The following is a 25,766-nucleotide window of genomic DNA, read 5'->3' as shown; positions in this document are numbered from 1 at the left end:
AGGGGAGAAATGGGAGGGTTTTAAAGAGTCCACTTGCCGAATGGCTTCCGATGTGAAAAATGACGCCCAAGAGTTTGTGGACCATCCGTGGGAAAGCGTAAAGGATTTTGCCTCCGACACTTGGGAAGGCATGAAGTATGCCGGGGAAGTTGCCTGGAAATGGACGAAAGAACATAAAGAAGAAATCGCTGCAGGAGTAGGGTTGCTGTTTGTCCCTGGCGGTCAGGCGTTTGGTGCAGGGATTCTGATCGGGGCCGCCTTCGGTGGCGGCCTATCCGCTGCCCAGGGGAACGACTTAAAAACGGTGATGTTGGACGCCACTATCGGAGGCCTAGCCGGAGCCGTTGGCGGTGGCGTTTCAGGAGGCGTAGCCAGCGGAATTCGGCGGTATGTCGGGCAAAAGGCTGCGCAGCTCATGGGGAACTCTATCGGTGGGGCTGCTGGTAGTATTGCTGACAACGTTTTCCGAGGGCATAAGATCAACTGGAAGAGTGCCCTTGTATCTGCTGTTTTGGCAGGAGCGATCACAAACGGCATTCATGCAGCTCAAAAGCCACCAGTATTCGGAATTACTCCAAAGGCGGAACAGGCAGCCAGTCAAGCGGCAACTAAAACTGAAAAAGTAGGTTTAGTCTATCAGGGCTTAAAAAACTCAAAAACATACAGCCCAGCTGACTTTGAAGGTACAGTTAAAGTAGGAGGTCAGGTCCGAGATGTGAGTCGGAGGGTATACCAAAGAAAGGATATCGATTGGAATGCTATGGACCCTGAAACAGGGTTGACAAATTTTCAATTAGCAAAAGCGGGAAGGCCACCCATAGGTACTGATGGAAAGCAAATTGAACTGCATCATGTTATCCAAAAGGAAGCAGGGCCTATGGTAGAGATCATGGAATTAACTCATGATCAATACCATAAACAATTACACGGGTTAATTGGGAATGGAAAGAGTTTCAGAAATGATCCGGTGTTGGGCAAACAGTACAATAACTTTAGAAAAAAATATTGGAGATGGAGGGCAAGACAAATGCAAGAGGAAGGAGGTAATTAAGCGTGGAAAAAGAAAAAATCCTAGAGATGATCCGTGAGTATGGGGAGAGTCATGATTTTACTGGCTCTGTAGATGAAACGCGGATTGAGCAGATCGAAAAGATGCTGGAGGTTCCTCTTCCCGAAGATTATAAATGGTTTGTTCGGAATTTTGGCCATGGAGGCATTGCTGGGGTTGAAATCCTTGGTGTTGCAAAAACAGAAATACCTCCCTGTGTTAGATATACGCATAGATACAGAGAATATGGTTTGCCTCATTCTTTGGTGGTCATCGAGAACTGTGACGAATGGGTTTACTGTTTGGAAACAAATGAAATAAGTAATGGAAAGTGCCCTGTTATTGACTGGGATCGTTTGGGTAATATTGGAGTGCAAAAATATGAGAACTTCTATAAATTCCTGCTTGATGAGTTTACTGAAGCGGTAGACAATCTAGATGATGATTAACTCTCTAACCGTTCCTTAAAGAGGAGCGGTTTTATTTGGCGCCAAGCGGGCACGATGCTGAATAAATGTATCGGGAATAAAAACAAAATGGCAAGTGTAAAACACTTGCCACATTTGCTCTTTACTCCTCTTTTGGCACAAAATCAATAACGTTCGCTGATATCCTCAATTTCCAGGACATCCATCATCTCGGGTGTCCTTGATTCATGGGGTTACTTTTCCCGGGCTGACGGTTGCTTCTCGCATTATTCCTAACTATTTCTAATTAAAATGGAAATCATTGACGCATGAATGATTCAAGTGGTATAGTGTATTTTAACGAAAGGTTATATTTATTCAAATTAATTTGAACTCAGCGGACAAAAAGAAAGCCCGGCAACGCCGAGCACCAGACACACAATTACAAAACCTTGTGCCTTCATGATACCGAAAAAGATTCGGACTTGCAAGGCATTATTTTCACCGAGTGAGATTTTGTGTCTGGCAATGGCTTTCTTTTTCGCGGAAAGCGGAGGGGAATAGTGAATCAGCGGACAAGTGTATATTACGCCGAAATGGCCCGGTCCTCGCTCTTTGATAGCGTGGCGCAGTTCAATGCGTTCATCAAGGACGTGCGGTACTATTTTGCGGATCAGTTGAACGAGACGGACCGGATGTTGCTAGATTACATGAGCAGTCATGCCGTGAAGTATCTGGGTGTGTTTGGGCAGAAGATTGCTACGATTGGACAAGCCTTGGAGAAAGGAACGGCCACGGTGCGGCGCAGTTTAGCGAAGATGGAGCGGTTGGGTTTTTTGAAGCGGGTGCCGTACATCCGTCCCAAACGGGGAGGAAACGGGGCCAATCTCGTCGTATTCGACCCGGAAGCCGTGCCCAGTGAAGCGGATGAAGCCAATGATTGGGCGACTGATTGCCCGGGTGATTGCCCGTCACTGATCGCCCGGCCAACGGGGGAAACTGTATCGGCCACAGGTAGAGAAGTGTCGAATGCCGTCGATAAAACTCATGATTCTTCCAAACCCCCTGATAAGGCTCCGGTAAAGAGAAAACGTTTTACGTATAGAGACACGGGTGGATTACATAGAGGAATACAGGATGAAGAAATGGATTGGAGTTACGCAGGTTACAACATTCCACCATCGTTTTTCAGGGCGATGGCTCCCATGGGGCGATCTCCGCGCTTTATCGCTTTTGCGTGGTCTAAGGTTCTCCTCGCTTATCGAAAGAGTAAGCTTAAGGTCTTCTACAGTCTGGAAACTATCCTGATGGATGACCGGTTGGTCACCCAGATGTTAAGCCGGACGAAGGCTGCTGTGGGGGCGGTGAAGTTTGGCAGGATTCGAAAGGATTTCGGAGCGTTGCTCTATGGAACGATGTTACAGTTGTTTAATGACACCGCTAAACCTTTGCAGTTGGAAATGGCCTTGATTCCCTTTTAAATCGGAATGGTAATTTAACCCATTGGTCGTATGGTTTGATGTCAGTATTTTCGATACAATCGCACCCGAAAAAGGGAGGGCTCCGATTGGTTGAAGCATTGTGGCAGTGGGGAACAACGCTTTTGGAATATGCCCCTACTTCCCGGTGAGCGTTTGTTGGAACCGCTGACGGAGTTGCTCACTATCCTGCAGGCGATTCCCCGAGGTCGGCAGGTATGGGCCCACATGATGCTGTTTACTCGGGAGAGGAGGCAGCTTGGCTTCTCCCTACTGGAGCCACCGATGGAGGAAACGACTGGTGAGAATGAAGGCTTGCGCCAGTCGCTACACCAACGATTCCTCGTCCTGAGTGGTGCTTTGGCAACCTTTTTGTTGCTATGGGTGACAGCGGATTTGGCTTCCATTCCATGAATGGAATAGAGGCGTATTTCACCGGTCTGTTGGACCGCCTCTCCGATTGGTGGCAAGGGTTGAACGGATGGGAAAAGGCCGGGGTGATCACCGCCGTTTCTGTGCTGGGCGGGATTCTAACGGTAGCGACGGGAGGCGGCTTCCTCGCAGGGGGATTTACTGCCCTGGGTGCTGCCCTCACGGCCAACGACATCCTGGAAAACCCCGATCCGACGAAGTCCTTCATCCAGGACCCCATCGGAACGATGAAGCGATGGGGAAAGGACCTGCTGAAACTTCCGCCCCAGGAAGCCGCTGTTGTGGTCCTGGCCGTGGCGGTGGATCAACTCTCCCGGCGTATCCCTGTGATCCGGGCCCTCGACGAACTCATCGATCGAGGGAAATCCACGCTTCAGCGATCCGCCCGCAAATGGATGCCTGGCGGCCAAGTGCAAGAGGCGGGTACCGGGGCACGGATGGATGGGAACGAGCCGGATGTGAGGCACTCTCGTGGGCCAGGCGATTCCGGTGGATCGGGAGGAGATGGCGGGAAGGAACCGAAGAAGAAAGAGAACGCCTGGGAACGGTTTGAGAAAGAGGATCTCTTGCCGGGGAGTGTGGGGGTTAATAAGACGAAGAGTTTGTTTAAACAAGTCCTGGATATGGCGTATAAAGAAGATCCAACGCGAAAAACCACTTATGGAATCCCGGATGATATTGTGATTAAAGATGGGCGTATTACGATTGTTGAGGAAGCGAAGATGTATTCGAAAAAGGATTTTGAGAGACTGGCTGAATTGGCAAAGGAGAATCCTGATAGATTTATTAAACGAGGAATTCCAGCAGAAAGCGATTTAAGACAAAATCGATATATCCAGTTTGCGAAGCATAAAGAGTCGGTAAACTATCTACTAAAAAACCTGGACAATATTTCTAAGGCAAAGGAATTGGGGATCACTAGTTCTGATTCAAAGGTGGAATATATGTTAAAAGTGCCAAAATGGGCCTCCGAAGAAAAATTGGAGATGATGAAAAGGGCATTTGAAGAGGAGCTTAATATAACCGTAAAATACCGTAAAATTGATTGGGGTGGGAAATGAATGGAAGAGGTCGAAAGGTGGTTAATGTTCTCCTATTGGGGTTCCTATTTGAAGAAGGATTATATGCAGGTCGGCTTAGATGTGACGGAAATCCTCATGAAACACTGGGGTCAAGCTAAATGGTTAAGGGGAGTTGCTTTTAGCTATAATGAAGGGCTTAGAGATGTCGATTCAGTTGATGTAATAAGAAGGGAAGTATTACATGATCGGGATCGTTATAAATTATATGATGTTACGTATTTTAACCCTTCTGTCACAGAAGAAATCTACGTAAATCGACTACATGTTGATGATGCAATGTTAACAGTTGAAGAATACGACGACTTGAAATATTTTCAAACCGACGATCCTAAACTTAATAAGCACCGAACCCAATTACTATTGGAAGTATTCACCGATATAGCAAGCCTTCGTACCATTGAAGAGCTGTGGATGATTAATCATGATCGAAATGCTTTCATGGGCAACCCCGCTTATCTGTACCGCCCTCGTCCTCTATATGAACAGGTCGAGGATACCCTCTGTACAATGAAAACACAAGACGAGGTTGCCCGGTTGGTAAACGAGTTTGAAGCTAACGTCCCGACAGACTGGGTGATCGATTATCTAAAGAATCGTCTTGGAGTGGACGCTGTCCAGAAGATGGCAGACGGCAAGCTTCTCATTTTGTTCTACGATGGGGAATTGACAAAAAGTAAAGTGAACACCCGAGAGTTTCTCCGTACCTTTGAACGAGATGTAGATTCTTTTTTGCTGGAAAAAGGGGTTCGGTTGTACAAGGGAGAATCCTGAGAATCTACCGATCTGAAGGCAGTATCGCTGTCCCTTTGTTTTTTGGATAACGCCCAAGTTGATGGCTGTTTTATCAGCCCATCTCATGCAGTAATGCGCTGAACGCCCGTTACCAGTGTTCTCCTTCCCAAAAGGTAAACGTCATCTTTGGAGTAGACTCATATAGCTATGTAAAGCCCTCTCAACAGGGGGCTTTATAGCTATAACTTCAAGAGTGGGAGGTTGAGTTCACTCTCAACAAAATTCATATCATTGTCTCGCGAAACTAGTGTGAGCTGATGTTCTAAAGCTGTAGCGATAATTAATGCATCAGGTGTTTTAAGTTTTCGGCTTTTCTTTCTCTGGTGTCGACGGAGATGTCCCGCTTGTTGTGCAATTTTAGAGGTAACATCTAAACATCTTTGAGAAGTGAATAGTTTAATTTTATGCAGTTCCAGATCGCTTTTTAGGCCACTCAAGACCTCGCATTCAGTAATTACTGAAAAAAATAAGGGTCTTTTGGCTTGGTGAGCTTGCTTGACAAAGTTAATGGCTGCTTCTTCATTGGCCAAAATAGCGATTGCGATATTCGTATCTACCAGATAGCCTTGGGTGGTCATCAGTCCCATTCCTCGCGCGATTTCTTGAGTTCCTGTTGCATCTCTTCAGCTCGTTCTGGTGTCAACGCGCCTGCAGATTCAAGAATGTCATCAATAGAATAATCATCCACTACTTCAATGGTGTCATTTTCTAAGTCAATCGTCACTTTGCTTTTTTTAATATTTAATTTAGACAAAAGGGAACGAAGTTCATTTGCTATTTGTTTATCGATTTTGCGAGGAATCGACATATAATCCAAACCTCCTTGGTTCCCGACCAATATAAAAATTAGGCGTAGGTTTTAGGATAGATTACCATGGGGCATAAAGCAAGTCAAATCATTGATGCTAATTGTTTATCCAAATAGAAAAGCATGCCAATGCAGTCCAATACCTCCAAGGAAACCTCTATCAACTCCCTGAAGCCAAAAAGATGGGCATCCTAGAAAGCAATCAAGATATTCAATATATGATTAAAGCACCGGATTTTGCATCGGATAAATCTTTAGCGAAGATTAAAGCCGCCTTTCAAGAGTATGGCTATCCGGTGAAGTGATTCAGCGATAAGGAGAGGTGACTGCCATTGTTTGTCCATCCTACCATAAGAAACGTATTATGATTTTCACTTTGGTTCTGGTTGTGTTGGGTGCCGTTATGAGCGGTTGTGGGATCAATAGACTAAAGGCCTCCCATACTTCCTTGGGGGAGGAACACCTGAATGAGATTCGCCTGGATCAGTCGATTGACGATCCAGCGATTTCGAAACAGGGACCTCTTCAATCAGGGACCTCTTCAATCAGGGCCAGTAATTCCTGAACATGGAGATTCCTATGCTATAGGAAAACTCCATTTGCTTGCAGATGAGAAAGGAACGATCGATTTGATCGAAACACGAGACGAAGCAAAAAAAATCAAAACAGCTAAAGGAATCCAGGTAGGAAGTTCGCGCAAAGAGATCATATCAAAATATGGGGATAACTATTACACGTATACAGGTGAACAAGTGGGAAATAGTTTTGGTTATGTTGATCAAAAACAAAAGGTTTATCTCGAGTTTGCACTGGATGATCACGATAAAGTCTATCATATCCAATTGGGTGATTTGGAAAAGTATCCAGATGCTGATTGATTATAAGCGATAAACCTGTTGATCGGGTAACATCTGGATCAACAGGCTGTATCGTCAGGGTAGATTACCGTGGGTTATAAAGCAAATCAAATCATTGATGCTAAAGTCGTTCACGGCTGTTCCAACCAAAAAACGCCTGCCCTTCTATCTGAAGAGCAGGCGTTTTGCTATTTCATTCCCATACTGCATTAGACAGCAATCGGTACAAATAATCCGTGTGGCCGCGGAAGCCGGGTTCGAGTCCGATCAGGGTGACGTCTTTTCCTTTCTCTTGCACGATGACAGGTTTGCCTTGAGCAGGCTGCCGGTTTTTCCAGTGGCCGGAGTGAAAAAAGTCCGGGCTATCCTTGTAGGAGGCGGCGACGGTTTCACCGTGGGTGGGAGTGTACCAGGCAGGCCGGTAGACAAATCCGATGTCCTGTTTGGCGTATCCGAAGGTTAAAGGCGATTTCTTGGTATCCACCTTTACAATCCCGTTGCTGTTTCCTCCGCCCGCGTGGACGGTGATATCGGTCAATCCGAGGGTACGGGTAGCCTGGGAGGCAGAAGAGCCGACGGCGATATATTTGCCGCCTTTCTTCACAAACTGGGTGACCTGTTTCTTGAATTTGCGAACCTGTACCTCATCTTTTAAACCAAATTCTTTGTTCGCCTTGCTGAGACGGGAAGTAATCATTAACGAGGTTCCGCTATAGACAAAGACGTCATAAGCGCCTAACCCCTGTTTCGCCACTTGCCGGGGGTGCAGTTCGGTCACCTGGAAGCCGAGGCGTTCCAAGGCTTCCCGGGTTCCGGCGTGGGATTGGGCTTTGTATATGCCGCCGTCTTTCAGGATGGCTACCTTGAGGTTTCGCAACGGTTGGGCTTGTTTGGGAATGGCACGGGAGCGAATCCTAAGGCCGGAGGCCCGGACCGCTTGTTTCAGCATGGAGCGCTTGATTCGATGGACGTAAAAGTCTCCCTTGGAATCTCTCCATACAGGGATTCCATGCTTGAGAAGAGTGTTTACCAGGTATACGGCTTCCACGGTCTGGTTCGGGATATGGTAGGGTCCCTTTCTGGACAGGGCTCCCTGCGGTTTACCCTTTTTCACCGGTCCGGAAGTGACCGCAATGTCCTGGTCGATTCGATCTGCCTGGAACCCCCACAGTTTGGGCAAGCTCCAGGAAGAGATGTCGTACATCGAGGGGATGGTATCGGTGATGTCTTCGCCCTCCCATAGCATGGTGTTGGCCAATCCCGCTTTCGCTTGATTCATCCGGACGATAAAGGTGCCGGCGGGATAGGTTTTACCTTCCGCCTGGAACGGTTTTTTTGCCTGCTCAACGGTGATATCGTTGGCGATCAGGTGGTTGACGGCTTTGAAGGTGGGGGTTGGACGTTTGGGATCGACAGGGAGGATATAGGCTTTCGGGAAAAATCCTTCTTTATGATATGGGTGATCGAATTGGATTCCGCGCCGAAACATCTCCAACTGATCGCGGAGCATCTCATCCTTGTGCTCGGTTGCAAAGGTGAGGGCTCCCATGACGGCGTCTTCCTGCCAACGGACTCCGTCCCAATCGTTGGTGGGGGCCTCGAGGGTGTAGGCGTAGGACCCATGGTACATCGCGTACATCGGGGTGAAAATGGGGGGGTAATCGTCCCAGCCATCGGTGTCGTCCCGTTGAGGGATAAAGGTGCCGGTCATGTTGCGGTACAGGTCGGATTGATAAGCGTCGCGGTTGTTCACCAAATAGGTTTCCATCGCTTTTGCCTGATCCAGCGCCCATTTGGAGAAGAGGTCATATTCGTAGTTGGGGTTATGGGGCGGAGTGCAGGGCTCGATCAGACCGGGTTTGGCTTTGCCACCATATTGGACATAACCGTGCAGATCCAGCATCACCATCGGATTCCAGCGTGTGATCAGCTCGACCATCTGTCGCGTTTCCGGCTGGGAGCGGGTGATAAAATCCCGGTTGAGATCGAAACCGTTGGCGTTAAACCGGGTGGCGGACCAACGTCCGTCGGGGTTGGCGACGACATTGAAGATCAGGATGTTGTTATTCAGAATCGATTTCGTTTTTGGATCGTTCTGGGTGGCAAACCGTTCCATCAGCCGCAAAACGGCGTCACTGCCGACGAACTCGGTACCGTGGATCGAACCGTTGATCAGGATGGGAACCTTGAAGTCCGCGTCCTTACCGATGAGGCGTTGCGCTTTCATAGAATGTTTGAACATCTGGCGACGCATTTGTTGATACTGATTGAACTTCGGCTTCGCACCGGGTTCGGAGATGGTGACTACATACATGGGGTGGCCTCCGGCAGACATTCCGTACGGTTTTACGGTAACCCGATTGCTTTTTTTCTGCAGCTTCTTCAGCATTTTTCCCATCTTGGAGTATTTCACGAAATCATAGTGTTCGCTGTTAAAAAGGCTTTTGTCTGCTTCCGGTCCGTCATGATGCGCCCAGGTAGCAGCCGGTGCCAGGGCTATCATGATCGTCAGCAACAACAGGATGATTCGTTTGTACATTCAGCTTCCCTCCGAGTCAAAGAAATGGCCGGGGAGACGAGCCCCGAACGGATGCCTATTTTCTTCGACCGATAGGCAGGAAAACCTTCTAATTTTTGAAAATTTTCGGGCGGTAGACGGTTGTTGTTATTCGCAGTGGATCGAACTCAAGGAGTTGTTTTTAAAAAATAGGTCAGATCAGTCGCTGGAAATATGACGTTATCATATGAAAATAGTGCCTTCAAAGTAAGGGTGGCGGGAAGTGCGAAGGAACAAACGGATGGAATTCCGCAAGGACATCCGGGAGGGCTGGGATTTCGTTTCCCGCAAACCAGGGATGTTGTACCTCCTCTTCCTGTCGATGGTTTCCAGTTGCAGTTTCCAGATGATCAATACCATACTCGCGCCTTTTGTCACCAGGGAGTTGCAGGGCTCCAGCGTCCTCTTTGCCGCCCTGGACATCTCCTTTACCGTTGGCGGAGCGTTAGCCGGACTCACGATCCATTGGGCCCTCTCCCGCTGGAAGCAGTACGTGGTGATTGGTTCCCTAGTAGGGATGGGAAGCTCCGCAGCCCTATGCGGTTTCAGTCCGAACCCAACGGTTGTCGGGATCTGTTTGTTCGGCCTCGGTTTTTTCACGATGGTTCACTTTGTTACCATGCAGACACTTGTGCAAATTAACACCCCCAAAGAGATGATGGGTCGTATGGTGGGCTTCCGTTCCATCGCCGTCTCCTTTGCCAAAATCGCCTCCGCACTGATGACGGGGTATCTCTCCAGCCTGATTCCCCCGCAGGCGGTGTTTTTGATCTTTAGCGGCTTGGTTGCCATCGTCCTGTTTACGGTGGGTCGGGTAAAAGGAATCCCAGTTCCCACTGTGTTTCTCCAACGGGCCTCCTAGTGCTCACGAGGCACAAATTTTCACTTCTGATAAGCCCCGAGAATGGGGCTGTTTTCGGTAGCTAATCCCATCCCGTCGGTGGCTGGAGAAACCTGCCGGGAGGAGCAATCTTGACGAAATGTTTTTTCTTTTATACGGTAATGAGATACAAGAGTCCATGGAAGGATTGTGATCATGAAGGATGCCGTTTGGTGTGGGTGATGATCGACCGGATCTGACAGGGCGTCCGGGCGTCATTTTCCAGCACCCCTTGTTGTTTGAATCTTCGAGGCATCTTTTGCAATCCGAGGGAAGAGGTATATAGAGAAAGGATAAGTCTTTCATGGGCAGAAGGTCATGATCAGGGAAGAGGATTCGATGAAATAGGAATGAAGGAGAGGAACTGGTTACTTATGAGGAACTTCAAAAAAGTACTCGTCGCCAACCGGGGAGAGATCGCCATCCGGATCTTTCGGGCTTGCACCGAATTGGGGATCCGGACGGTCGCCCTTTATTCCGAACAGGACAATACGGCCTTGCACCGTTTCAAGGCAGACGAGGCCTACCTCGTCGGTGAAGGAAAGGGTCCGGTCGAGGCCTACCTGGATATCGAAGGAATCATCGAGATCGCCAAGCGTCATGATGTGGATGCCATCCATCCCGGATACGGGTTGTTATCGGAAAATGCGGAGTTCGCGAGGCGGTGTCGGGAGGAAGAGATCGTCTTTATCGGCCCGTCGGCGGAACACATCCAGATGTTTGGGGACAAGGTGGATGCCCGGGCGATGGCCGTTAAGGCAGATATCCCGGTCATCCCGGGTACGCCGGAACCGATCGCTTCCTTGCAGGAGGCTATTCTGTTCGGTAAAGAGCACGGATATCCCATCATTATCAAAGCGGCCTCTGGCGGAGGCGGCCGGGGGATGCGAATCGTCCGGAACCAGGAAGAGTTGGAAGAGGCGCTGGACCGAGCTCGTTCCGAGGCCCGATCCGCCTTTGGGAATACGGCGGTCTATATCGAAAAATTCCTGGAAGAACCGAAGCACATCGAAGTGCAGATCTTGGCTGACCACAAAGGACAGGTGGTTCACCTCTTTGAGCGGGATTGCTCGATTCAGCGCCGGCACCAGAAGGTTGTGGAAGTAGCTCCGAGCGTCTCCCTGCCCGACGAATTGCGCCATCGGATCTGTGAGTCGGCGTTACAGCTGATGAACACATCCGGCTACGTGAATGCGGGGACAGTGGAGTTCCTCGTGACCCCGGACCAAAACTTTTATTTCATCGAGGTGAACCCGCGGGTTCAGGTGGAACATACCATCACAGAGCTGATCACCGGCATCGATATCGTTCAGTCACAGATTCGAATTGCTGAGGGGTACAGCCTGAACGATCCCGAGGTGGGTATCCCTCCTCAAGAGGAAATCACCACCCATGGATACGCCATCCAGTGCCGGGTGACTACCGAGGATCCCGCCCAGAACTTCTTCCCGGATACCGGCCGTTTGCTCGCCTATCGTTCCGGCGGCGGGTTCGGGATTCGGCTGGATGTGGGGAACGCGTACCCTGGGGCAGATATCACGCCCCATTATGACTCGCTCCTGGTCAAGGTATCTTCTTGGGCCGTCAATTTCGAGCAGGCGGCGAGCAAAATGTTGCGGACGTTGCGGGAATTCAGGATCCGGGGGGTCAAGACCAATATCCCCTTCCTGGAAAATGTCGTCCAACACCCGGATTTCCTGAGTGGGGAATATGATACCTCCTTTATCGATAGCCGCCAGGAGTTGTTTGAATATCCGAAGAAGCGGGACCGCGGGACGCGGTTGCTCACCTATATCGCCCAAACCGTGGTCAATGGCCATCCCGGTTTGCCGAAGGGGAAAAAACCGGCTTTTCTATCCCCCCGGATTCCCGTCACCTCGGTGAAGCAACCCTATCCGAACGGCACCAAACAAATTCTAGACAAGCTGGGGCCCGAAGAATTGGCGGAGTGGATTCGGAATGAACAGCGGCTTCTCCTCACGGATACCACCTTCCGGGATGCCCACCAGTCCCTCTTCGCTACCCGGGTGCGAACCCATGATTTGCTGCAAATTTCAGAAGCTACCGGCAAGCTGGCTTCCGGGTTGTTTTCGCTGGAGATGTGGGGTGGTGCAACCTTTGACACCAGTATGCGGTTTTTAAGCGAAGATCCCTGGGAGAGAGTCCGTCTCCTGCGGGAACGTATCCCCAACATTCTGTTCCAGATGCTTTTGCGCGGGGCGAATGCTGTCGGTTACACCAACTACCCAGACAACGTAATCAAAAAGTTTGTCCAGATGTCCGCCGACGCAGGGATCGATGTATTCCGGATCTTCGACAGCTTGAACTGGACGGAAGGCATGGGAGTGGCCATCGATGCCGTCCGCCAGACCGGCAAGGTCGCAGAAGCATCGATCTGCTACAGCGGGGACATTCTCGATCCGAAGCGGGATAAATACACCCTCCGTTACTATGTGGATCTGGCGAAGGAATTGGAGAGAATGGGAGCCCATATCCTGGCGATCAAGGATATGGCAGGGTTGTTAAAGCCTTATGCCGCGTATGAGTTGATCCGGGCCCTCAAGCAGGAAGTTGGCCTTCCCATCCACTTACACACCCACGACACCAGCGGCAACCAATTGGCTACTCTGGTCAAAGCCTACGAAGCCGATGTCGACATCGTGGATGCCGCCTTGAGCCCCATGTCGGGGCTGACCTCCCAACCCAGCCTGAACGGGTTGGTAGCGGCCCTGGAGGGGACGGAACGCGAAACCGGATTGGATCCAACGAATTTACAGCAGATGGCCGATTACTGGGAGGATGTCCGCCACTATTACGCCGGGTTTGAGAGCGGCATCAAGTCTTCCACTGCCGAAATCTATACCCACGAAATGCCTGGGGGACAGTATACCAACCTCCATCAGCAGGCGAAAGCCGTCGGGCTCGAAGACGGTTGGGACAAGGTGAAGGAAGCCTACCATACGGTCAACCGGATGTTCGGGGACATCATCAAGGTGACGCCTTCTTCCAAAGTGGTCGGGGATATGGCTCTGTTCATGGTGCGCAACAATCTGACCGAATCCGATATCTATGAAAGAGGCTCACGCCTTGATTTTCCAGAGTCCGTCGTCCAGTTTTTCCAGGGTTATCTGGGACAACCGCCGGGAGGATTCCCCGAAAAATTGCAGCAGATCGTTCTCAAAGGTCGGGAACCCTTTACGTGCCGCCCAGGAAAACTGCTTCCCGCTGTCGATTTCGATCAGGTGAAACGAGAGTTGGAAGAGAAGGCCGGACGGTCGGTTAGCGAGTGGGACGTGATGTCCTATATTATGTATCCTCAGGTCTTCCTGGATCGAGAGAAGATCATACGGGAATATGGGGATGTTTCGGTGCTGGATACGCCCACCTTCTTCTATGGCCTTCGTTTGGGAGAAGAAGTGGCCGTAGAGATTGAACAGGGAAAAACCCTGATTGTTAAACTGATGTCCGTCGGGGCTCTCGGTCCGGATGGAAAGCGTACCGTTTATTTTGAGATGAATGGTCAGCCTCGGGAGGTCGCGGTTCTGGACCTCTCCGCCGAGGTGACGGCAGAGATGCGGCGTAAAGTGGACCCCACCGATGAAGGGCAGATCGGAGCCTCCATGCCGGGGAAAGTGCTCAAGGTGATGGTGGAGCCGGGTGATGAGGTGAAAAAAGGAGAACATCTCATTGTGACCGAGGCGATGAAGATGGAGACCACGGTCCAGGCCCACTTCCAGGGGAAGGTAAAAGCCGTCCATGTGAAAGCTGGTGACCCGATCGAGACAGAAGATCTCCTGATCGAGTTGGAACCGAGCAAATAAATAACGCGAATGAACCCCGTTACCAACAAGGTTGGCAACGGGGTTTCTTATCCACGCTCGCTTCCAGGATCCTTGTCTTTTCATCAGGATGTGATTCATTCCTGCTGGGGTTAATCAATGATTCATTTTTTGGTTCTTTTTACGTCGTTTGATGACGACTCTTACCGTGAAAAAGATGAGAGCGAAGGCTCCCAGAGTGATGGCTATACCGGAGGGATTGTAACAAATAGAAATCCGGGAGGGATACCCCTTCCGGATTTCCTTACATAAAGATTAATAGACGTAGATGGAAGAGGCTTTGTCATTCCAGTTTCCGCCGCTTCCATCCGGCACATCGACCAGATTGGATCGACTGTACCCGGATTTGAGCCAATATTGTTTTCCGCGGTAATTGCTGTGTTCGTAAAGGATGGTCCAGTTTCCCCCGGAGGCGGCAGACAGGGAGGAAATCCGGTCATTCCAGTAGGAGCCCAGGTAAGAACTGGCGTAGCCGAGTTGGATACTAAACCAGCTCCCTCCGAAACCGGCATGTTCAAAGAAATACGAGGATGTGGCGGTGGGCGACGGTTTTCCCTGTTGGGGAGAGATCGGAAGGGAAGTTTCTTTTTGGATAGGGGAGACGCCTTCTTTTAGGTATTTTTCAGCTTTGGCCTTACTGGAAAATCCAAACACCACCCCTTGCTTTTGTGCCTTGTCGTCCTCTACAAAAATTTTCGCCTTATCGACTTTCGGACTATTAGGGGAAACCTTCGTGCCGTCCAAAACCACAGGTAGGCGGTTGTCCTTCGTTTCCGCCGATGCAGGTTGCCCGAAAAGCGTCGAACCGATCATACCGACTGATAGAACCAAGCCCAATACAGCGATGGATGCTGTCTTCATCTTCCTATCACCCTCTCCAAGTGTAAATTCGTTACAAAGGTATTATCCAGTATTTGTATTAGGATTTTGTGGATGATTTATTAATGTTTGTGAGAAGGACTCGATGTTCGAAATGGGAGAGCCGCGTTTATCCGGAGATTGAAAGAAAAAGGCCACCCGGTTGCTCGGATAGCAGCCTTTTTGTTTACAGTGGCTTTTTCGCGGGCAAAAATTGTTGTACGGTTGGTAAGAGAGAAAGCACTGAAAGGATGATGGTATTCATGGCACGGACAGAGTCTACGATGCTTCCCCTCGGGAGCCAAGCCCCGAACTTTTCCTTGCCGGATGTGGTATCGGGGCAGACCTGCTCCCTGAACGACCTCCGCTCGGAACACGCGACAGTGTTGATGTTCATCTGCAACCACTGTCCTTTTGTAAAACATGTCCAGGACCAATTGGTCCAGCTGGCGAAGGACTACCAAGCTAAAGGGATTTCCTTTGTCGCCATCAGTTCGAATGACGTGGAGGCGTATCCGGAGGATTCCCCGGAGAAAATGAAGGAATTAGCAGAGGAAATGAACTACCCCTTTCCATATCTCTATGATGAAACCCAGGAAGTGGCGAAGGCTTATCATGCAGCCTGCACCCCGGACTTTTTCGTGTTTGACGGCGGGCTCCGGTTGGCTTACCGCGGGCAGTTGGATGATTCCCGCCCGGGAAATGACATCCCGGTCACCGGGGAATCCATCCGTAAGGCGCTGGATCACCTCCTGAAGGGAGAGCCCGTACCAGAAGAGCAAAAGCCGAGTCTCGGATGTAACATCAAATGGAAGAGCGAAGGATAAAGGGTAAGACGAAAAACCCCGCCGGATCAAATTCCGGCGGGGTTTTGTTACGGTCAATCCGCGTTTTTCACAATGATTTTCTCATCCTTTGCATCCACGACAATTGATTGCACCTCATCCTCTTCCAGCATTCGGTCTGCGATGCCGTCTTCCACTTGTTCTTCGATGACCCGGCGCAGGGGACGGGCACCGAAGGCAGGATGGTAACCGAGATGAGCCAATTGGTTTTTGGCGGCATCGGTGACGGTGAGTGTGAGTCCTTGTTCTTCGGTGGCTTGATAGATGTCGGCCAGCATGAGGTCGACGATTTTTACGAGGTCTTCCCGCGTGAGGGAACGGAAGGGGATGATGCCATCGAAGCGGTTAAGGAACTCAGGGCGGAAGTAATCGGCGAGAGAGTCGAGAATATCGGGGATCCTCTCTTCCGTCCCGTCTTTTCCGAAACCGATGGACGCTTTCGGTTTGACGGTAGCCCCGGCGTTACTGGTCATGATCAGGACGGTATCTTTAAAGCTGACGGTGCGTCCCTGGCTATCGGTGAGGCGACCGTCTTCCATGATCTGTAGGAATAGATGCTGCACATCGGGATGGGCTTTTTCGATCTCGTCCAGCAGGATGATGCTGTAGGGTTTGCGACGAACGCGTTCCGTCAATTGACCGGCTTCTTCATGGCCGACATATCCTGGAGGGGAACCGATCAATTTGGAGACCGAGTGTTTCTCCATGTATTCGCTCATGTCGAGGCGAATCATGGTCTCTTCCTTCCCGAACATTTCGCGGGCCAGGGTTTTGGCCAACTCGGTCTTCCCGACACCGGTGGGGCCGACAAACAGGAAGGAGCCGATGGGGCGGGTTCCCTTGCGGAGCCCAGCCCGATTGCGGCGGATCGCTTTGGCCACTTTACGGACCGCTTCCTCTTGTCCGATCACTTGGGCGTTCAAGGTATCGGCCAGATGTCTCATCTTCTCTTGTTCTGCTTTTTGTAGTTTGCGGACGGGGATGCCGGTCTTGTTTTCGATAAGCTGCCGGATCATCTCCACATCGACGACAGCACGAGTTTCTTTGCCCTCGGCCTCTTCCAGCTGTTGTTCCAGTTTCCGTTCTTCGTCCCGGAGGCGGGCGGCTGACTCGTAGTCTTCCTCGCGAGTAGCTTCATCCTTTTCGGCAGCGATTTCCCGAAGGTGTTCGCGCAAACTCTCCGTATCACCGGTCTCGCTCGCCAGATTGACTTTGGAACCAGCTTCGTCGATCAGGTCAATCGCCTTATCCGGCAGGAAGCGGTCCTGGATATAACGGCTGGATAGGGTGACGCAAGCACGCAGGGCATCATCGGTGTATTGCACCCGATGGTAGTCCTCATAGTTTTTGCGAAGCCCCAGAAGGATGCGGACCGCTTCTTCCACAGTAGGCTCTTGAACCATGACCGGCTGGAAGCGGCGTTCCAGAGCGGCATCTTTCTCGATCTGGCGGTATTCCTTCAGAGTGGTGGCTCCGATGACCTGGATCTCACCCCGGGCCAGGGCCGGTTTCAGGATGTTCCCGGCATCTTGCGAGCCTTCAGCGGATCCGGCGCCCACCAATTGGTGGATTTCGTCGATGAACAGAATCACGTTTTTCCGTTCTTGCAGTTCGGTGATCAGCTGTTTCATCCGTTCTTCGAACTGCCCGCGGATCCCGGTATTGGCTACCAAGGAGGAGACATCCAGCAAGTAAACGTGTTTATCCTTCAGTTTGTGGGGGACACGTCCTTCCGAAATTCGCAACGCCAACCCTTCGGCAATGGCTGTTTTCCCGACCCCAGGTTCTCCGATCAGGACGGGGTTGTTTTTATTGCGCCGGTTCAGAGTTTCGACGACCCGTTCTACCTCTTGGTCACGTCCGATAACCGGATCGATAAGCCCGGCCTTAGCGGCATGGGTCAGATTTTTCCCCAGTTGATCCAAGAGGCCGCCGTTACGGGCCCCATCTTGGCCAGTCTGTTGCCGCAAGTCCTGGGATGGGTTTTGGTCAAACCCGCTCGATTGCGGCCCGATGAAATGGCGGAACAAGTCATCGAAGGAAGAACCATGAAAGCCCGCAGGGAATTTCATCTGGTCTTTTACTTGGTTGTAACAGTCCCGGCATAGATGAAGGCGGAGTTGTCGACCGTTCACTTTCACATGGAGTTCCACCTCAGCCGGCTGCTGTTTGCATTGGTTGCAGTGCATAACCAAACCCTCCTTCAATCGCGTTTTTATTTCAAAGGTTATGGGTGTAATCAGGATGCATCCGGTCTGACTTTTGACTTTGACTATCTTTGATCTTTATTATACGATCTCTTGTTCGAACTTTCAAGGGGGTGGGTTGAAACTGGAATAGAGCGTTGAAATTCACGGATCGGACAAAGGGGACAGCATTTTCCCACCTATGAATGGAAAGTTTGGATGGAGGGTTTTTGTTGGGAGAAAGGTCAAATTACCTGGAGAGAGGCTGGGCTTTCTACTGAGATCTTTCGTATAAACCGGGGAAAAAGGTGGCATCCTGGGAGCCAAAGGAGGGATACCATGCAGGGGAACCAGCGTGAGTATCAGTTGTCCAGTGTAGATCAGGCACTAATGGATGAGCTAACCAACCGGGTGCGGGAGTGTTACGAGGAAATGACCCGGATTTCGACCCGGGTAATCAGCAGTGAGTCACTGGCTGATACGGAGTTTAGCCGACCCGTCGGGGAGGTGCTGGAAGAAGCTCAGGGCTACATGGAGCGAACGTCAGAGTCTTTTCATGATCAGGAAGTCTGCTGGCCGGCAGGACCGGATCAAGAGATGTGTTATAAGAAAAGTGGAGGCAAGGTGATGATCCGCCCGAGGAGAGAGCGGTAACCGAGTAGGGCGATCCGGTTTTAGGTAGCAGTCTTCAAACAGGAAACTTTATCAATACCCTCTCGGGCTCTTTTTTGAGAGTCCGTTTTTTTGAAAAAGAGGCGAAATCTTGCAACTTCCAAACCCTCCCGGTTGAATAGCCTCTCATCCTCCTTTAATATAAGATTAGATGGAATTGATTAATCTTTCTGGCTATTCCCTATGTCTGATTGTGGAAGCGATTACACAGCTTGAGGGGGCGAATGCATGACTGCACCAGTGTTGCTGACGTTAGGGGCGCTAATCCTGTTTTGGATGGGGTACCGGTTTTATTCCCGGTTCCTGGCGGAACGGGTCTTCCGGTTGGATCCGGAATTCCAGACCCCGGCCCATGAATTCCGGGATGGGGTGGATCACCTGCCGACCAATCGGTTCGTCCTTTGGGGGCATCACTTTAGCTCTGTTGCGGGGGCGGCACCGATTGTGGGGCCGGCGATTGCCGTGATCTGGGGCTGGGGACCCGCTCTCCTGTGGGTGGTTTTGGGAACCATCTTTTTTGCAGGGATGCATGATTTCGGAACGTTATGGGCTTCGGTGCGCAACAGAGGAAAGTCCGTCGGTGTCATCACCCAATCGGTGATTGGTGACCGGGCAAAAGGACTCTTTCTCCTAATCATCTTTTTCCTCTTGTTGTTGGTGAATGCTGTCTTCGCTGTCGTGATTGCCAACCTGTTCACCGGATTCCCGGAAAGCGTTCTCCCCTATTGGCTGCAGATTCCGGTAGCGATGGGGATTGGGTTCCTGGTGTACAAGCGAGGGATGGGACTTTTCTGGCCCTCGATCGTCGGTTTGGTGTTGCTGTTCACCTTTATATTTGTTGGGTCGGCGTTGCCGGTGAAGCTCCCAGAAGTGATCGGCGGGCTCCCGACGACGGGCTGGTGGGTGATCGTGATGCTTCTCTATGGAGCGATTGCTTCCCGTTTGCCGGTATGGTTGTTACTTCAACCGCGAGATTATATCAACTCCCATATGCTGTTCCTCGGGCTGGGAGTTTTGTACCTCGGTCTATTTCTGACTCAACCGCAGTTCAATGCCCCTTTTTTCAATACCGCCGTGCCGGAAGGAACGCCCCCGCTGGTGCCGCTCCTCTTTGTTACGATCGCTTGCGGGGCGATCTCGGGTTTTCACGGACTGGTCAGCTCCGGAACGTCCTCCAAACAGTTGGATAAAGAAACAGACGCCCGGTTTGTCGGATACTTCGGGGCGATGGGGGAAGGGTTGTTAGCCTTGGTAGCGATCATGGCCACAGCAGCAGGCTTCGCTTCCATCGATAAATGGAATGAGCACTACGGGATGTGGGAGACGGCTAGCGCGGGCGGTGTGAAGGCTTTTGTTCTCGGAGCGGGCAACTTCCTCACCACACTGGGCATTCCGACGACGGTGGGGACAACCTTCATCTCGATCATGATCGTCGCCTTCGCAGCCACGACATTGGACACGTCGATGCGCCTTCAGCGCTTCATCCTGTCGGAAATTGGGGAACAGTATAAAATCGCTCCCTTGAAGAACCTCAACATCAGTACAGTGATCGCCTTTCTCTCCTGTGTAGCGTTGGCCTTCCTGGCTGACCCAGCCAACCCAGGGCAAGGGGGGATGGTCCTGTGGCCTCTCTTCGGGACCACGAACCAACTAACAGCAGGCCTCTCTCTGATTGTCCTTACCCTCCTCCTGTGGAAGTGGGGGCGCAACTTTTGGGTGGCGCTGGTACCCCTGGTGTTCGTGGTCGTTATGACCACCTGGAGTATGGCGCTCAGCATCTCAGGGTACATCTCTCAAGGGAAAACCCTGCTGGTCGTGGTCGGGGTGTTAATTCTTGCTCTCAACGTGTGGTTGGTTTTGGAGGGAATCCTGGCTGCGAATCGGCAACGGGCCGACAGGATTTCCCGAAACGGCGGTGCCTCTCTCTGAGCACGTCCGAAGATCGGGTTGACCAAGGCGGAAAGGGACACGTAAAGGTAGGTGTACATCGATGGAGATCACAACGAAAACGAAGGCAATCTGGAACCAGTTGAAGCACTTTTACGATGAAATGTATTTCGCCCCCTACCGGCGAACGATGCTCAAAGAGGTCCGAAACGAAGAGGACGTTTTTAAACTGCTCGCCTTTTCGGAGGTGCTGGGGATCCCCAACCCGGTTTCCTACTACACCTTGGAGTTGACACCCTTCATGCTTGAAGAGTTCCATGAATGGCACATGCGAATGGGAATGGAGAAATCTCCCCTCGATGGCTTCCGGTGTTGCTGATGAGGCTATTCAAAAAGAAGGCGGTCTCCAAAGCAGAAACGATTGCTTTTTTCGGGGGGAAGGGCGGTGTAGGAAAAACGACCTGTTCAGCGGCCTATGCAGCCGCTCTCGCCCGGCGGGGGATTAAGACTCTCCTTGTTTCAACGGATCCTGCCCATTCCGTCGGTGACCTGTTGGATATCCAGGCAGGACCGAAACCGGTAGAGGCAGCGAATAACCTGTGGGTGCGAGAGATTGACCCGGAAGAGGCCTCCCGACGATACATGGATGAGGTGCAAGGCAATCTCAGAGGGCTGGCCGACCCCGGTTTGTGGAAGGAAGTGGAACGTCAGATGGATTTCGCCGCTGCTTCTCCGGGGGCGGATGAAGCGGCGCTCTTTGAGGATATGGTGACGACCCTTTTGTCGGCGGAGTCGGAGTATGACCGGATCGTGTTCGATACGGCCCCTACGGGCCATACCCTTCGCCTGCTGTCTCTGCCGGAGCTGATGGGAGTCTGGGTAGAGGGAATGCTGGCCCGGCGGCGAAAGACCCAGGAGATGCACCGGATGCTTCATCATGTGGCAGGCGTCTCCGAGGAATCGAAAGAGCCGAAGGATCGGGTCTTTGAGCTGCTGGAACGACGAAAGCACCGGTTTGCCGCTGCCCGGGAGCGGATGCTGGATCCCAGGATTACCTCTTTTTACTTCGTTCTCAATCCGGAACGCCTCTCTATTTTGGAATCGGAAAAGGCGATGGATCGATTAAAGAGATACGGGGTTCCAGTGGGGGGGCTGGTTGTCAATCGAGTGTTGCCCCCTGAAGCTGCCGGGGATTTCCTGAACCAGCGTCGAGTTCAGGAAAAAGAGTACTTGGAGGATATCGCGGATCGGTTCAAGGGGTTTCACCAGGTGAAAGTACCGATGAAACCGACGGATATTCGGGGGCTTGACGGAGTGGGAGCCATCGCCGACTTGCTGGAGGAAAAAAGGTTTGGCGGCTTGTGACGGGCGTTTCCATCGGAGCGCCCTTTTTTCGATCCACTGACAGAGAGGAGAATGAGTCGTGAGACAGCGAGGGAAGCTGAAATTGCAAACCCGGATCATCTTGCTAATCCTTGGTTTGATGATGCTGATCGTTGCCGAGATGACCCTCACTTTTTTCTCCTCTCTGGAGGAAACGGTGGAAAAGAAGATCGGTGAGAAAGCCCTTAGCGTCGCCGAGGTGACGGCAGGGATGCCGGAATTGCGCCAGGCGTTCTCCGAGAGTGAGCCTTGGGTCAAAATCCAGCCGATTGCGGAAGGGGTCCGGGAGCGGACCGGGGCAGAATTCGTTGTGGTGGGAAATAAGAACGGCGTCCGGTATTCCCACCCGGTTCCCGAGCGGATCGGACGTGAGATGGTCGGTGGAGATAACTCCCCGGCCCTTCGGGAGGGGAAAGCTTATGTTTCCAAGGCGGAGGGGACTCTGGGGCCATCTCTGAGGGGGAAGGCACCTATCTTCGATGAGGAGGGGCGGGTCATCGGAATCGTTTCCGTCGGTTTCCTCCAGGAAGATATCCAGGAGGAGGTCTACGGTTATTTGCGGAACATGATCTTCCCCTTCCTGTTGCTGGCTATGGCTATCGGGACGGCAGGAGCGATCTTGCTGGCACGCAATGTCAAGAAGGCTACCTTTGGATTGGAGCCGGAGGAAATCTCCTCTCTCTACCAAGAAAGGGATGCCGTGATCGAGTCCGTACGGGAGGGGATCATTGTCACCGATCGGCAGGGGAAGATTACGTTGGTCAACCAGGCGGCCGGGCATATCCTTTCCATTGATTCAGCTCGCCCGTTAACTGGACGCCTGATCAAAGAGGTGCTTCCTACCACCCGGATACCAGAAGTGTTACGCAGTGGAGAGACGGAACTAGACCGGAGCATGAGTCTGGCCGGGAGAGAAATCGTTGTCAACCGCTACCCGATCCGACAGGGGGATACAGTTACCGGGGCTGTCGCCAGTTTCCGCCTCAAATCGGAGATGGACGAACTGACGCGCCAGCTATCCCAGGTTTCTCGGTATGCGGAGGCCCTTCGGGCCCAGACCCATGAGTTTAACAATACATTGTACACCTTGTCGGGCCTCATCCAGTTGGGCTCCCAGTCGGAGGCGTTGGAGTTGATCCATCGGGAGGCGTTGGAGAGCCAGGATTGGATTCAGTTGATCGTGAAACGGATCCCCGACCCATGGCTGGGAGGGATTCTCCTTGGTTTCCACAGCCGGGCGCGGGAATTGAAGGTCGATCTCACGATCGACCCGGATAGTCGACTGGGCCCGCTCCCCGCACACATCCAGCGACAAGGGCTGGTTACCATCCTGGGTAACCTGATCACCAACGCCTTTGAAGCTGTGGAGCATCGGCCGGAGGGAGAGCGGAAAGTGAGGCTGTACATCGGTGAGGCAGGGCCGGATATCTTGCTGGAAGTGGAAGACGCAGGGCCTGGAGTACCGGAGTCGCAAGTTCCCCATCTCTTTGAACAGGGCTTCTCCACCAAAAAAGGGGAGAAGAGAGGTTATGGTCTGGAAAAGGTACGGGAAGCGGCGGAGGAGATGGGGGGTTATGTTACCGTTGAAAGCGGGGAGTGGAACGGAGCCGTCTTTTCCGTTTCCCTCCCTCGAAGGGAGCGGCTTCCGGCGGTCAAAGCATGAAAGAGGAGGGGTGGAGGTGGATGGCCCATTGGAAGTGCTGATCGTGGAAGATGATCAACGAATCGCAGAGATTAACCGGCGATTTACCGAAAGAGTCGAGGGTTTCACGGTTGCCGGAACTGCCCACAACGGGGAAGAAGCCAGAGAATGGCTGGAAGTGCTACAGCCCCAGCTGGTTTTACTGGATATTTATCTGCCGGATATGAAAGGGATTGATCTCATTTGGCACATCCGCCGGTACTACAAGAATACGGATATCATTTTGATTACAGCGGCGGGGGAGACTGATGTGGTTCAGGAAGCGATGCGGGGAGGCGTCATCGACTATATTGTGAAACCGATTGCCTTTGATCGGTTTCGACGGAGTCTGGATAACTATCGAGACTACCGGCGTCAGTTGGAGCGTTCGGACCGGATGGATCAGGGACAGATCGACCGTTTATGGACCCGGGCGAATGAAGGTGCGGCGTCGATGTTGTCAAAAGACCCCGAACTAATGCCAAAGGGAATCGATCCGATCACACTGAAGAAGGTGACGGAGGTTTTTGAAGAGGCTGGTGAAGGGGGTCTAACTGCAGAAGAAGTGGGTAAAGAGATCGGAGCAAGCCGTTCCACCGCCCGCCGGTACTTGGAGTACCTCGTCTCCTGTCAGTCTCTGAAGGCAGATGTCTCATACGGGGCTGTCGGACGCCCAGAGCGTCGGTATTTTTCACAGGGTAACTAAATTCAGGAAACCGAAGCCCAACCTTCCATGTGAAGGAAGGGGCTTTTTCTATGGATTGGAGTAGGGAAGTGGTAGAATACCTAGAGGGAAATGGGAGAGGATTTGAGGTTAATTGACAAACCCCGGCGTGGGCGTGTGCCGGATTTCCGACTCCGCACAGATGTTCTTCCCGCAGATGTGGGGCCTGTCCGCTCCGTGCCCCTGCTCCAATCAGCGGTCAAAGGAAAATCGTGTGGTTGGAGCCTCTGGACACTCCGCTGGGTTGTTGGTGCCAACAGGCGCTCCACTAAATCGACCCATCTTCATGATATGGAAAAGCTTTGTCAGTAGTCTTGGATTTCCCAGCAATTTTTTCTGATTTTCAAGATATCATTCATTGTTTGTAAGTGAGGAGTCGATCCCATGCCAGCCTATTCACCGTTTTCTCCATATCTCACTTTTTCCCGAGAGGAATGGAAGGCGCTTCGCGCTTCGGTGCCCCAGACCTTGGATGAGGAAGACCTGGAGAAATTGAGGGGAATCAATGAAAAGATTTCTCTGGAGGAGGTCTCGGACTTTTATCTTCCTCTCTCCCGGCTTCTTAACTTGTTGGTTGCGCAAAGCCAGGATACGTATCGGGCTACCCGCCTCTTTTTAGGGGATATCAGTCCCCAGGTCCCATTTTTGATCGGGGTATCCGGCAGTGTCGCCGTCGGCAAGAGCACTACTGCCCGTCTTCTGCAAGCACTGCTCAGCCGTTGGCCTCATCATCCCCGGGTGGAGTTGGTGACCACGGACGGCTTCCTGTACCCCAACCGGGTACTGGAGGAACGGGGATTGATGCATCGCAAAGGTTTCCCGGAGAGTTACAACCGCCGGAGCCTCATCCGTTTTCTTTCCGACCTGAAATCAGGGCGCCCGGAAGTGAGAGCGCCTGTCTACTCCCATCTTACCTATGACATCCTTCCTGACAAGCAGAAAGTGGTTCGTCAGCCTGATATTGTGATCGTGGAAGGACTCAACATCCTGCAAAGCCTCAACATCGATGGCGAGGCACGTCCGACTCTCTTTGCTTCTGATTTTCTCGATTTCTCCATCTATGTGGATGCTGAAGCCAAAGACATCGCCAACTGGTATGTAGACCGTTTTCAGGTTTTACGCCGGACAGCTTTCCGTGATCCCCGTTCCTACTTTCGCCGTTATGCCGATCTCACCGAAGAAGAGGCTACAGAGACTGCCCGGGGCATCTGGAGGGAAATCAACGAAGTCAATCTGGTGGAAAATGTGCTCCCAACAAAAAATCGGGCTCGCCTCATTCTGGAAAAAGGTCCTGATCATTCCATTCGCCGTGTGAAGCTGAGGAAATTGTAAAGATTGACCGGCCAGGGG

General features: G+C 51.6%; 22 protein-coding genes. 17 read left to right on the top strand and 5 right to left on the bottom strand.

Going from position 1 to position 25,766, the window contains the following annotated elements:
- Positions 1 to 40 precede the first annotated feature (40 nt).
- From ACFOUO_RS04955 to ACFOUO_RS04930, 6 genes are all read left to right on the top strand, one after another.
- Positions 41 to 1,051, top strand: a complete 1,011-nt coding sequence (locus ACFOUO_RS04955) for an HNH/ENDO VII family nuclease (RefSeq protein WP_380702758.1) — start codon at positions 41 to 43, stop codon at positions 1,049 to 1,051.
- A gap of 2 nt (positions 1,052 to 1,053) precedes the next feature.
- On the top strand, positions 1,054 to 1,497 hold the full coding sequence (locus tag ACFOUO_RS04950) for an SMI1/KNR4 family protein (protein WP_380702755.1): 444 nt from the start codon (positions 1,054 to 1,056) through the stop codon (positions 1,495 to 1,497).
- A 521-nt stretch (positions 1,498 to 2,018) separates the two neighbouring features.
- A complete protein-coding gene (locus ACFOUO_RS04945; RefSeq protein ID WP_380702753.1) occupies positions 2,019 to 2,936 on the top strand; it encodes a hypothetical protein in 918 nt (305 codons plus the stop codon).
- Positions 2,937 to 3,026: 90 nt separating this feature from the next.
- On the top strand, positions 3,027 to 3,347 hold the full coding sequence (locus ACFOUO_RS04940; protein WP_380702751.1) for a hypothetical protein: 321 nt from the start codon (positions 3,027 to 3,029) through the stop codon (positions 3,345 to 3,347).
- Positions 3,344 to 4,426, top strand: a complete 1,083-nt coding sequence (locus tag ACFOUO_RS04935) for a hypothetical protein (RefSeq protein ID WP_380702749.1) — start codon at positions 3,344 to 3,346, stop codon at positions 4,424 to 4,426. The genes ACFOUO_RS04940 and ACFOUO_RS04935 overlap by 4 nt, the downstream gene beginning before the upstream one ends.
- Positions 4,427 to 5,218, top strand: a complete 792-nt coding sequence (locus ACFOUO_RS04930; RefSeq protein WP_380702747.1) for a hypothetical protein — start codon at positions 4,427 to 4,429, stop codon at positions 5,216 to 5,218.
- A gap of 200 nt (positions 5,219 to 5,418) precedes the next feature.
- Here ACFOUO_RS04930 and ACFOUO_RS04925 read toward each other — a convergent pair whose 3' ends face one another.
- Together ACFOUO_RS04925 and ACFOUO_RS04920 are read right to left on the bottom strand one after the other, a co-directional pair.
- Positions 5,419 to 5,817, bottom strand: coding sequence for a PIN domain-containing protein (locus ACFOUO_RS04925; protein ID WP_380702745.1), 399 nt, complete (start codon positions 5,815 to 5,817; stop codon positions 5,419 to 5,421).
- Positions 5,817 to 6,047: a hypothetical protein gene (locus tag ACFOUO_RS04920; protein ID WP_380702743.1), complete on the bottom strand. Its 231-nt coding sequence runs from the start codon at positions 6,045 to 6,047 to the stop codon at positions 5,817 to 5,819. The genes ACFOUO_RS04925 and ACFOUO_RS04920 overlap by 1 nt, the downstream gene beginning before the upstream one ends.
- Before the next feature lie 467 nt (positions 6,048 to 6,514).
- Here ACFOUO_RS04920 and ACFOUO_RS04915 point away from each other — a divergent pair, with 467 nt between their 5' ends.
- The gene (locus tag ACFOUO_RS04915) at positions 6,515 to 6,925 is read left to right on the top strand and encodes a hypothetical protein (protein WP_380702741.1); all 411 of its coding nucleotides are present in this window, start codon (positions 6,515 to 6,517) and stop codon (positions 6,923 to 6,925) included.
- Positions 6,926 to 7,097: 172 nt separating this feature from the next.
- Here the strand turns inward: ACFOUO_RS04915 and ACFOUO_RS04910 are convergent, their stop codons facing one another.
- Entirely contained in the window at positions 7,098 to 9,443 is a 2,346-nt protein-coding gene (locus tag ACFOUO_RS04910; RefSeq protein ID WP_380702739.1) for a M14 family zinc carboxypeptidase, read from the bottom strand.
- A gap of 241 nt (positions 9,444 to 9,684) precedes the next feature.
- Here ACFOUO_RS04910 and ACFOUO_RS04905 point away from each other — a divergent pair, with 241 nt between their 5' ends.
- Both ACFOUO_RS04905 and pyc read left to right on the top strand, forming a co-directional pair.
- A complete protein-coding gene (locus ACFOUO_RS04905) occupies positions 9,685 to 10,323 on the top strand; it encodes an MFS transporter (protein WP_380702737.1) in 639 nt (212 codons plus the stop codon).
- 392 nt (positions 10,324 to 10,715) lie between these two features.
- A complete protein-coding gene (pyc, locus tag ACFOUO_RS04900; protein ID WP_380702735.1) occupies positions 10,716 to 14,162 on the top strand; it encodes a pyruvate carboxylase in 3,447 nt (1,148 codons plus the stop codon).
- Between the two features lie 273 nt (positions 14,163 to 14,435).
- Here the strand turns inward: pyc and ACFOUO_RS04895 are convergent, their stop codons facing one another.
- Complete coding sequence (locus tag ACFOUO_RS04895) at positions 14,436 to 15,041, bottom strand: peptidase inhibitor family I36 protein (protein WP_380702733.1); 606 nt, start codon at positions 15,039 to 15,041, stop codon at positions 14,436 to 14,438.
- A gap of 260 nt (positions 15,042 to 15,301) precedes the next feature.
- On the opposite strand from ACFOUO_RS04895, the gene ACFOUO_RS04890 reads away from it, so the two are divergent.
- Positions 15,302 to 15,865: a thioredoxin family protein gene (locus ACFOUO_RS04890; RefSeq protein WP_380702731.1), complete on the top strand. Its 564-nt coding sequence runs from the start codon at positions 15,302 to 15,304 to the stop codon at positions 15,863 to 15,865.
- 53 nt (positions 15,866 to 15,918) lie between these two features.
- On the opposite strand, the gene ACFOUO_RS04885 is transcribed toward ACFOUO_RS04890, so the two are convergent.
- Positions 15,919 to 18,072 carry an ATP-dependent Clp protease ATP-binding subunit gene (locus ACFOUO_RS04885; protein WP_380702729.1) on the bottom strand — a complete coding sequence of 718 codons (2,154 nt, stop codon included), beginning with the start codon at positions 18,070 to 18,072 and terminating at the stop codon, positions 15,919 to 15,921.
- Positions 18,073 to 18,408: 336 nt separating this feature from the next.
- Here ACFOUO_RS04885 and ACFOUO_RS04880 point away from each other — a divergent pair, with 336 nt between their 5' ends.
- The 7 genes from ACFOUO_RS04880 to coaA all read left to right on the top strand — a co-directional run bounded on the left by ACFOUO_RS04880 (position 18,409) and on the right by coaA (position 25,748).
- Positions 18,409 to 18,723, top strand: coding sequence for a hypothetical protein (locus ACFOUO_RS04880; RefSeq protein ID WP_380702727.1), 315 nt, complete (start codon positions 18,409 to 18,411; stop codon positions 18,721 to 18,723).
- Positions 18,724 to 18,969: 246 nt separating this feature from the next.
- A complete protein-coding gene (locus ACFOUO_RS04875; protein WP_380702725.1) occupies positions 18,970 to 20,670 on the top strand; it encodes a carbon starvation CstA family protein in 1,701 nt (566 codons plus the stop codon).
- A gap of 61 nt (positions 20,671 to 20,731) precedes the next feature.
- Positions 20,732 to 21,007, top strand: a complete 276-nt coding sequence (locus tag ACFOUO_RS04870) for a cory-CC-star protein (protein WP_380702723.1) — start codon at positions 20,732 to 20,734, stop codon at positions 21,005 to 21,007.
- Positions 20,950 to 21,993, top strand: coding sequence for an ArsA family ATPase (locus tag ACFOUO_RS04865; RefSeq protein WP_380702721.1), 1,044 nt, complete (start codon positions 20,950 to 20,952; stop codon positions 21,991 to 21,993). The genes ACFOUO_RS04870 and ACFOUO_RS04865 overlap by 58 nt, the downstream gene beginning before the upstream one ends.
- A 118-nt stretch (positions 21,994 to 22,111) precedes the next feature.
- Complete coding sequence (locus tag ACFOUO_RS04860; protein ID WP_380703259.1) at positions 22,112 to 23,674, top strand: ATP-binding protein; 1,563 nt, start codon at positions 22,112 to 22,114, stop codon at positions 23,672 to 23,674.
- A 16-nt stretch (positions 23,675 to 23,690) separates the two neighbouring features.
- A complete protein-coding gene (locus tag ACFOUO_RS04855; RefSeq protein WP_380702719.1) occupies positions 23,691 to 24,398 on the top strand; it encodes a response regulator in 708 nt (235 codons plus the stop codon).
- Between the two features lie 402 nt (positions 24,399 to 24,800).
- Positions 24,801 to 25,748, top strand: a complete 948-nt coding sequence (gene coaA / locus ACFOUO_RS04850; RefSeq protein ID WP_380702717.1) for a type I pantothenate kinase — start codon at positions 24,801 to 24,803, stop codon at positions 25,746 to 25,748.
- Positions 25,749 to 25,766 lie beyond the last annotated feature (18 nt).

The sequence above is a fragment of the Salinithrix halophila genome (genome assembly GCF_042650125.1).
Classification (GTDB): domain Bacteria; phylum Bacillota; class Bacilli; order Thermoactinomycetales; family DSM-45169; genus Salinithrix; species Salinithrix halophila.
The sequence above is the reverse complement of the archived record's forward strand: the minus strand, read 5'-3'. Positions and strand labels throughout refer to the sequence as shown.

What these genes read in the sequence shown, in the direction of transcription:
- ACFOUO_RS04955 (WP_380702758.1), top strand. Translation starts at nt 41, where the DNA reads ATGGCTTCCGATGTGAAAAATGACGCCCAAGAGTTTGTGGACCATCCG.
- ACFOUO_RS04935 (WP_380702749.1), top strand. Translation starts at nt 3,344, where the DNA reads ATGAATGGAATAGAGGCGTATTTCACCGGTCTGTTGGACCGCCTCTCC.
- ACFOUO_RS04930 (WP_380702747.1), top strand. Translation starts at nt 4,427, where the DNA reads ATGGAAGAGGTCGAAAGGTGGTTAATGTTCTCCTATTGGGGTTCCTAT.
- ACFOUO_RS04925 (WP_380702745.1), bottom strand. Translation starts at nt 5,817, where the DNA reads ATGACCACCCAAGGCTATCTGGTAGATACGAATATCGCAATCGCTATT.
- ACFOUO_RS04920 (WP_380702743.1), bottom strand. Translation starts at nt 6,047, where the DNA reads ATGTCGATTCCTCGCAAAATCGATAAACAAATAGCAAATGAACTTCGT.
- ACFOUO_RS04915 (WP_380702741.1), top strand. Translation starts at nt 6,515, where the DNA reads ATGAGATTCGCCTGGATCAGTCGATTGACGATCCAGCGATTTCGAAAC.
- ACFOUO_RS04910 (WP_380702739.1), bottom strand. Translation starts at nt 9,443, where the DNA reads ATGTACAAACGAATCATCCTGTTGTTGCTGACGATCATGATAGCCCTG.
- pyc (WP_380702735.1), top strand. Translation starts at nt 10,716, where the DNA reads ATGAGGAACTTCAAAAAAGTACTCGTCGCCAACCGGGGAGAGATCGCC.
- ACFOUO_RS04895 (WP_380702733.1), bottom strand. Translation starts at nt 15,041, where the DNA reads ATGAAGACAGCATCCATCGCTGTATTGGGCTTGGTTCTATCAGTCGGT.
- ACFOUO_RS04890 (WP_380702731.1), top strand. Translation starts at nt 15,302, where the DNA reads ATGGCACGGACAGAGTCTACGATGCTTCCCCTCGGGAGCCAAGCCCCG.
- ACFOUO_RS04885 (WP_380702729.1), bottom strand. Translation starts at nt 18,072, where the DNA reads ATGCACTGCAACCAATGCAAACAGCAGCCGGCTGAGGTGGAACTCCAT.
- ACFOUO_RS04880 (WP_380702727.1), top strand. Translation starts at nt 18,409, where the DNA reads ATGCAGGGGAACCAGCGTGAGTATCAGTTGTCCAGTGTAGATCAGGCA.
- ACFOUO_RS04875 (WP_380702725.1), top strand. Translation starts at nt 18,970, where the DNA reads ATGACTGCACCAGTGTTGCTGACGTTAGGGGCGCTAATCCTGTTTTGG.
- ACFOUO_RS04870 (WP_380702723.1), top strand. Translation starts at nt 20,732, where the DNA reads ATGGAGATCACAACGAAAACGAAGGCAATCTGGAACCAGTTGAAGCAC.
- ACFOUO_RS04865 (WP_380702721.1), top strand. Translation starts at nt 20,950, where the DNA reads ATGGCACATGCGAATGGGAATGGAGAAATCTCCCCTCGATGGCTTCCG.
- ACFOUO_RS04860 (WP_380703259.1), top strand. Translation starts at nt 22,112, where the DNA reads ATGATGCTGATCGTTGCCGAGATGACCCTCACTTTTTTCTCCTCTCTG.
- coaA (WP_380702717.1), top strand. Translation starts at nt 24,801, where the DNA reads ATGCCAGCCTATTCACCGTTTTCTCCATATCTCACTTTTTCCCGAGAG.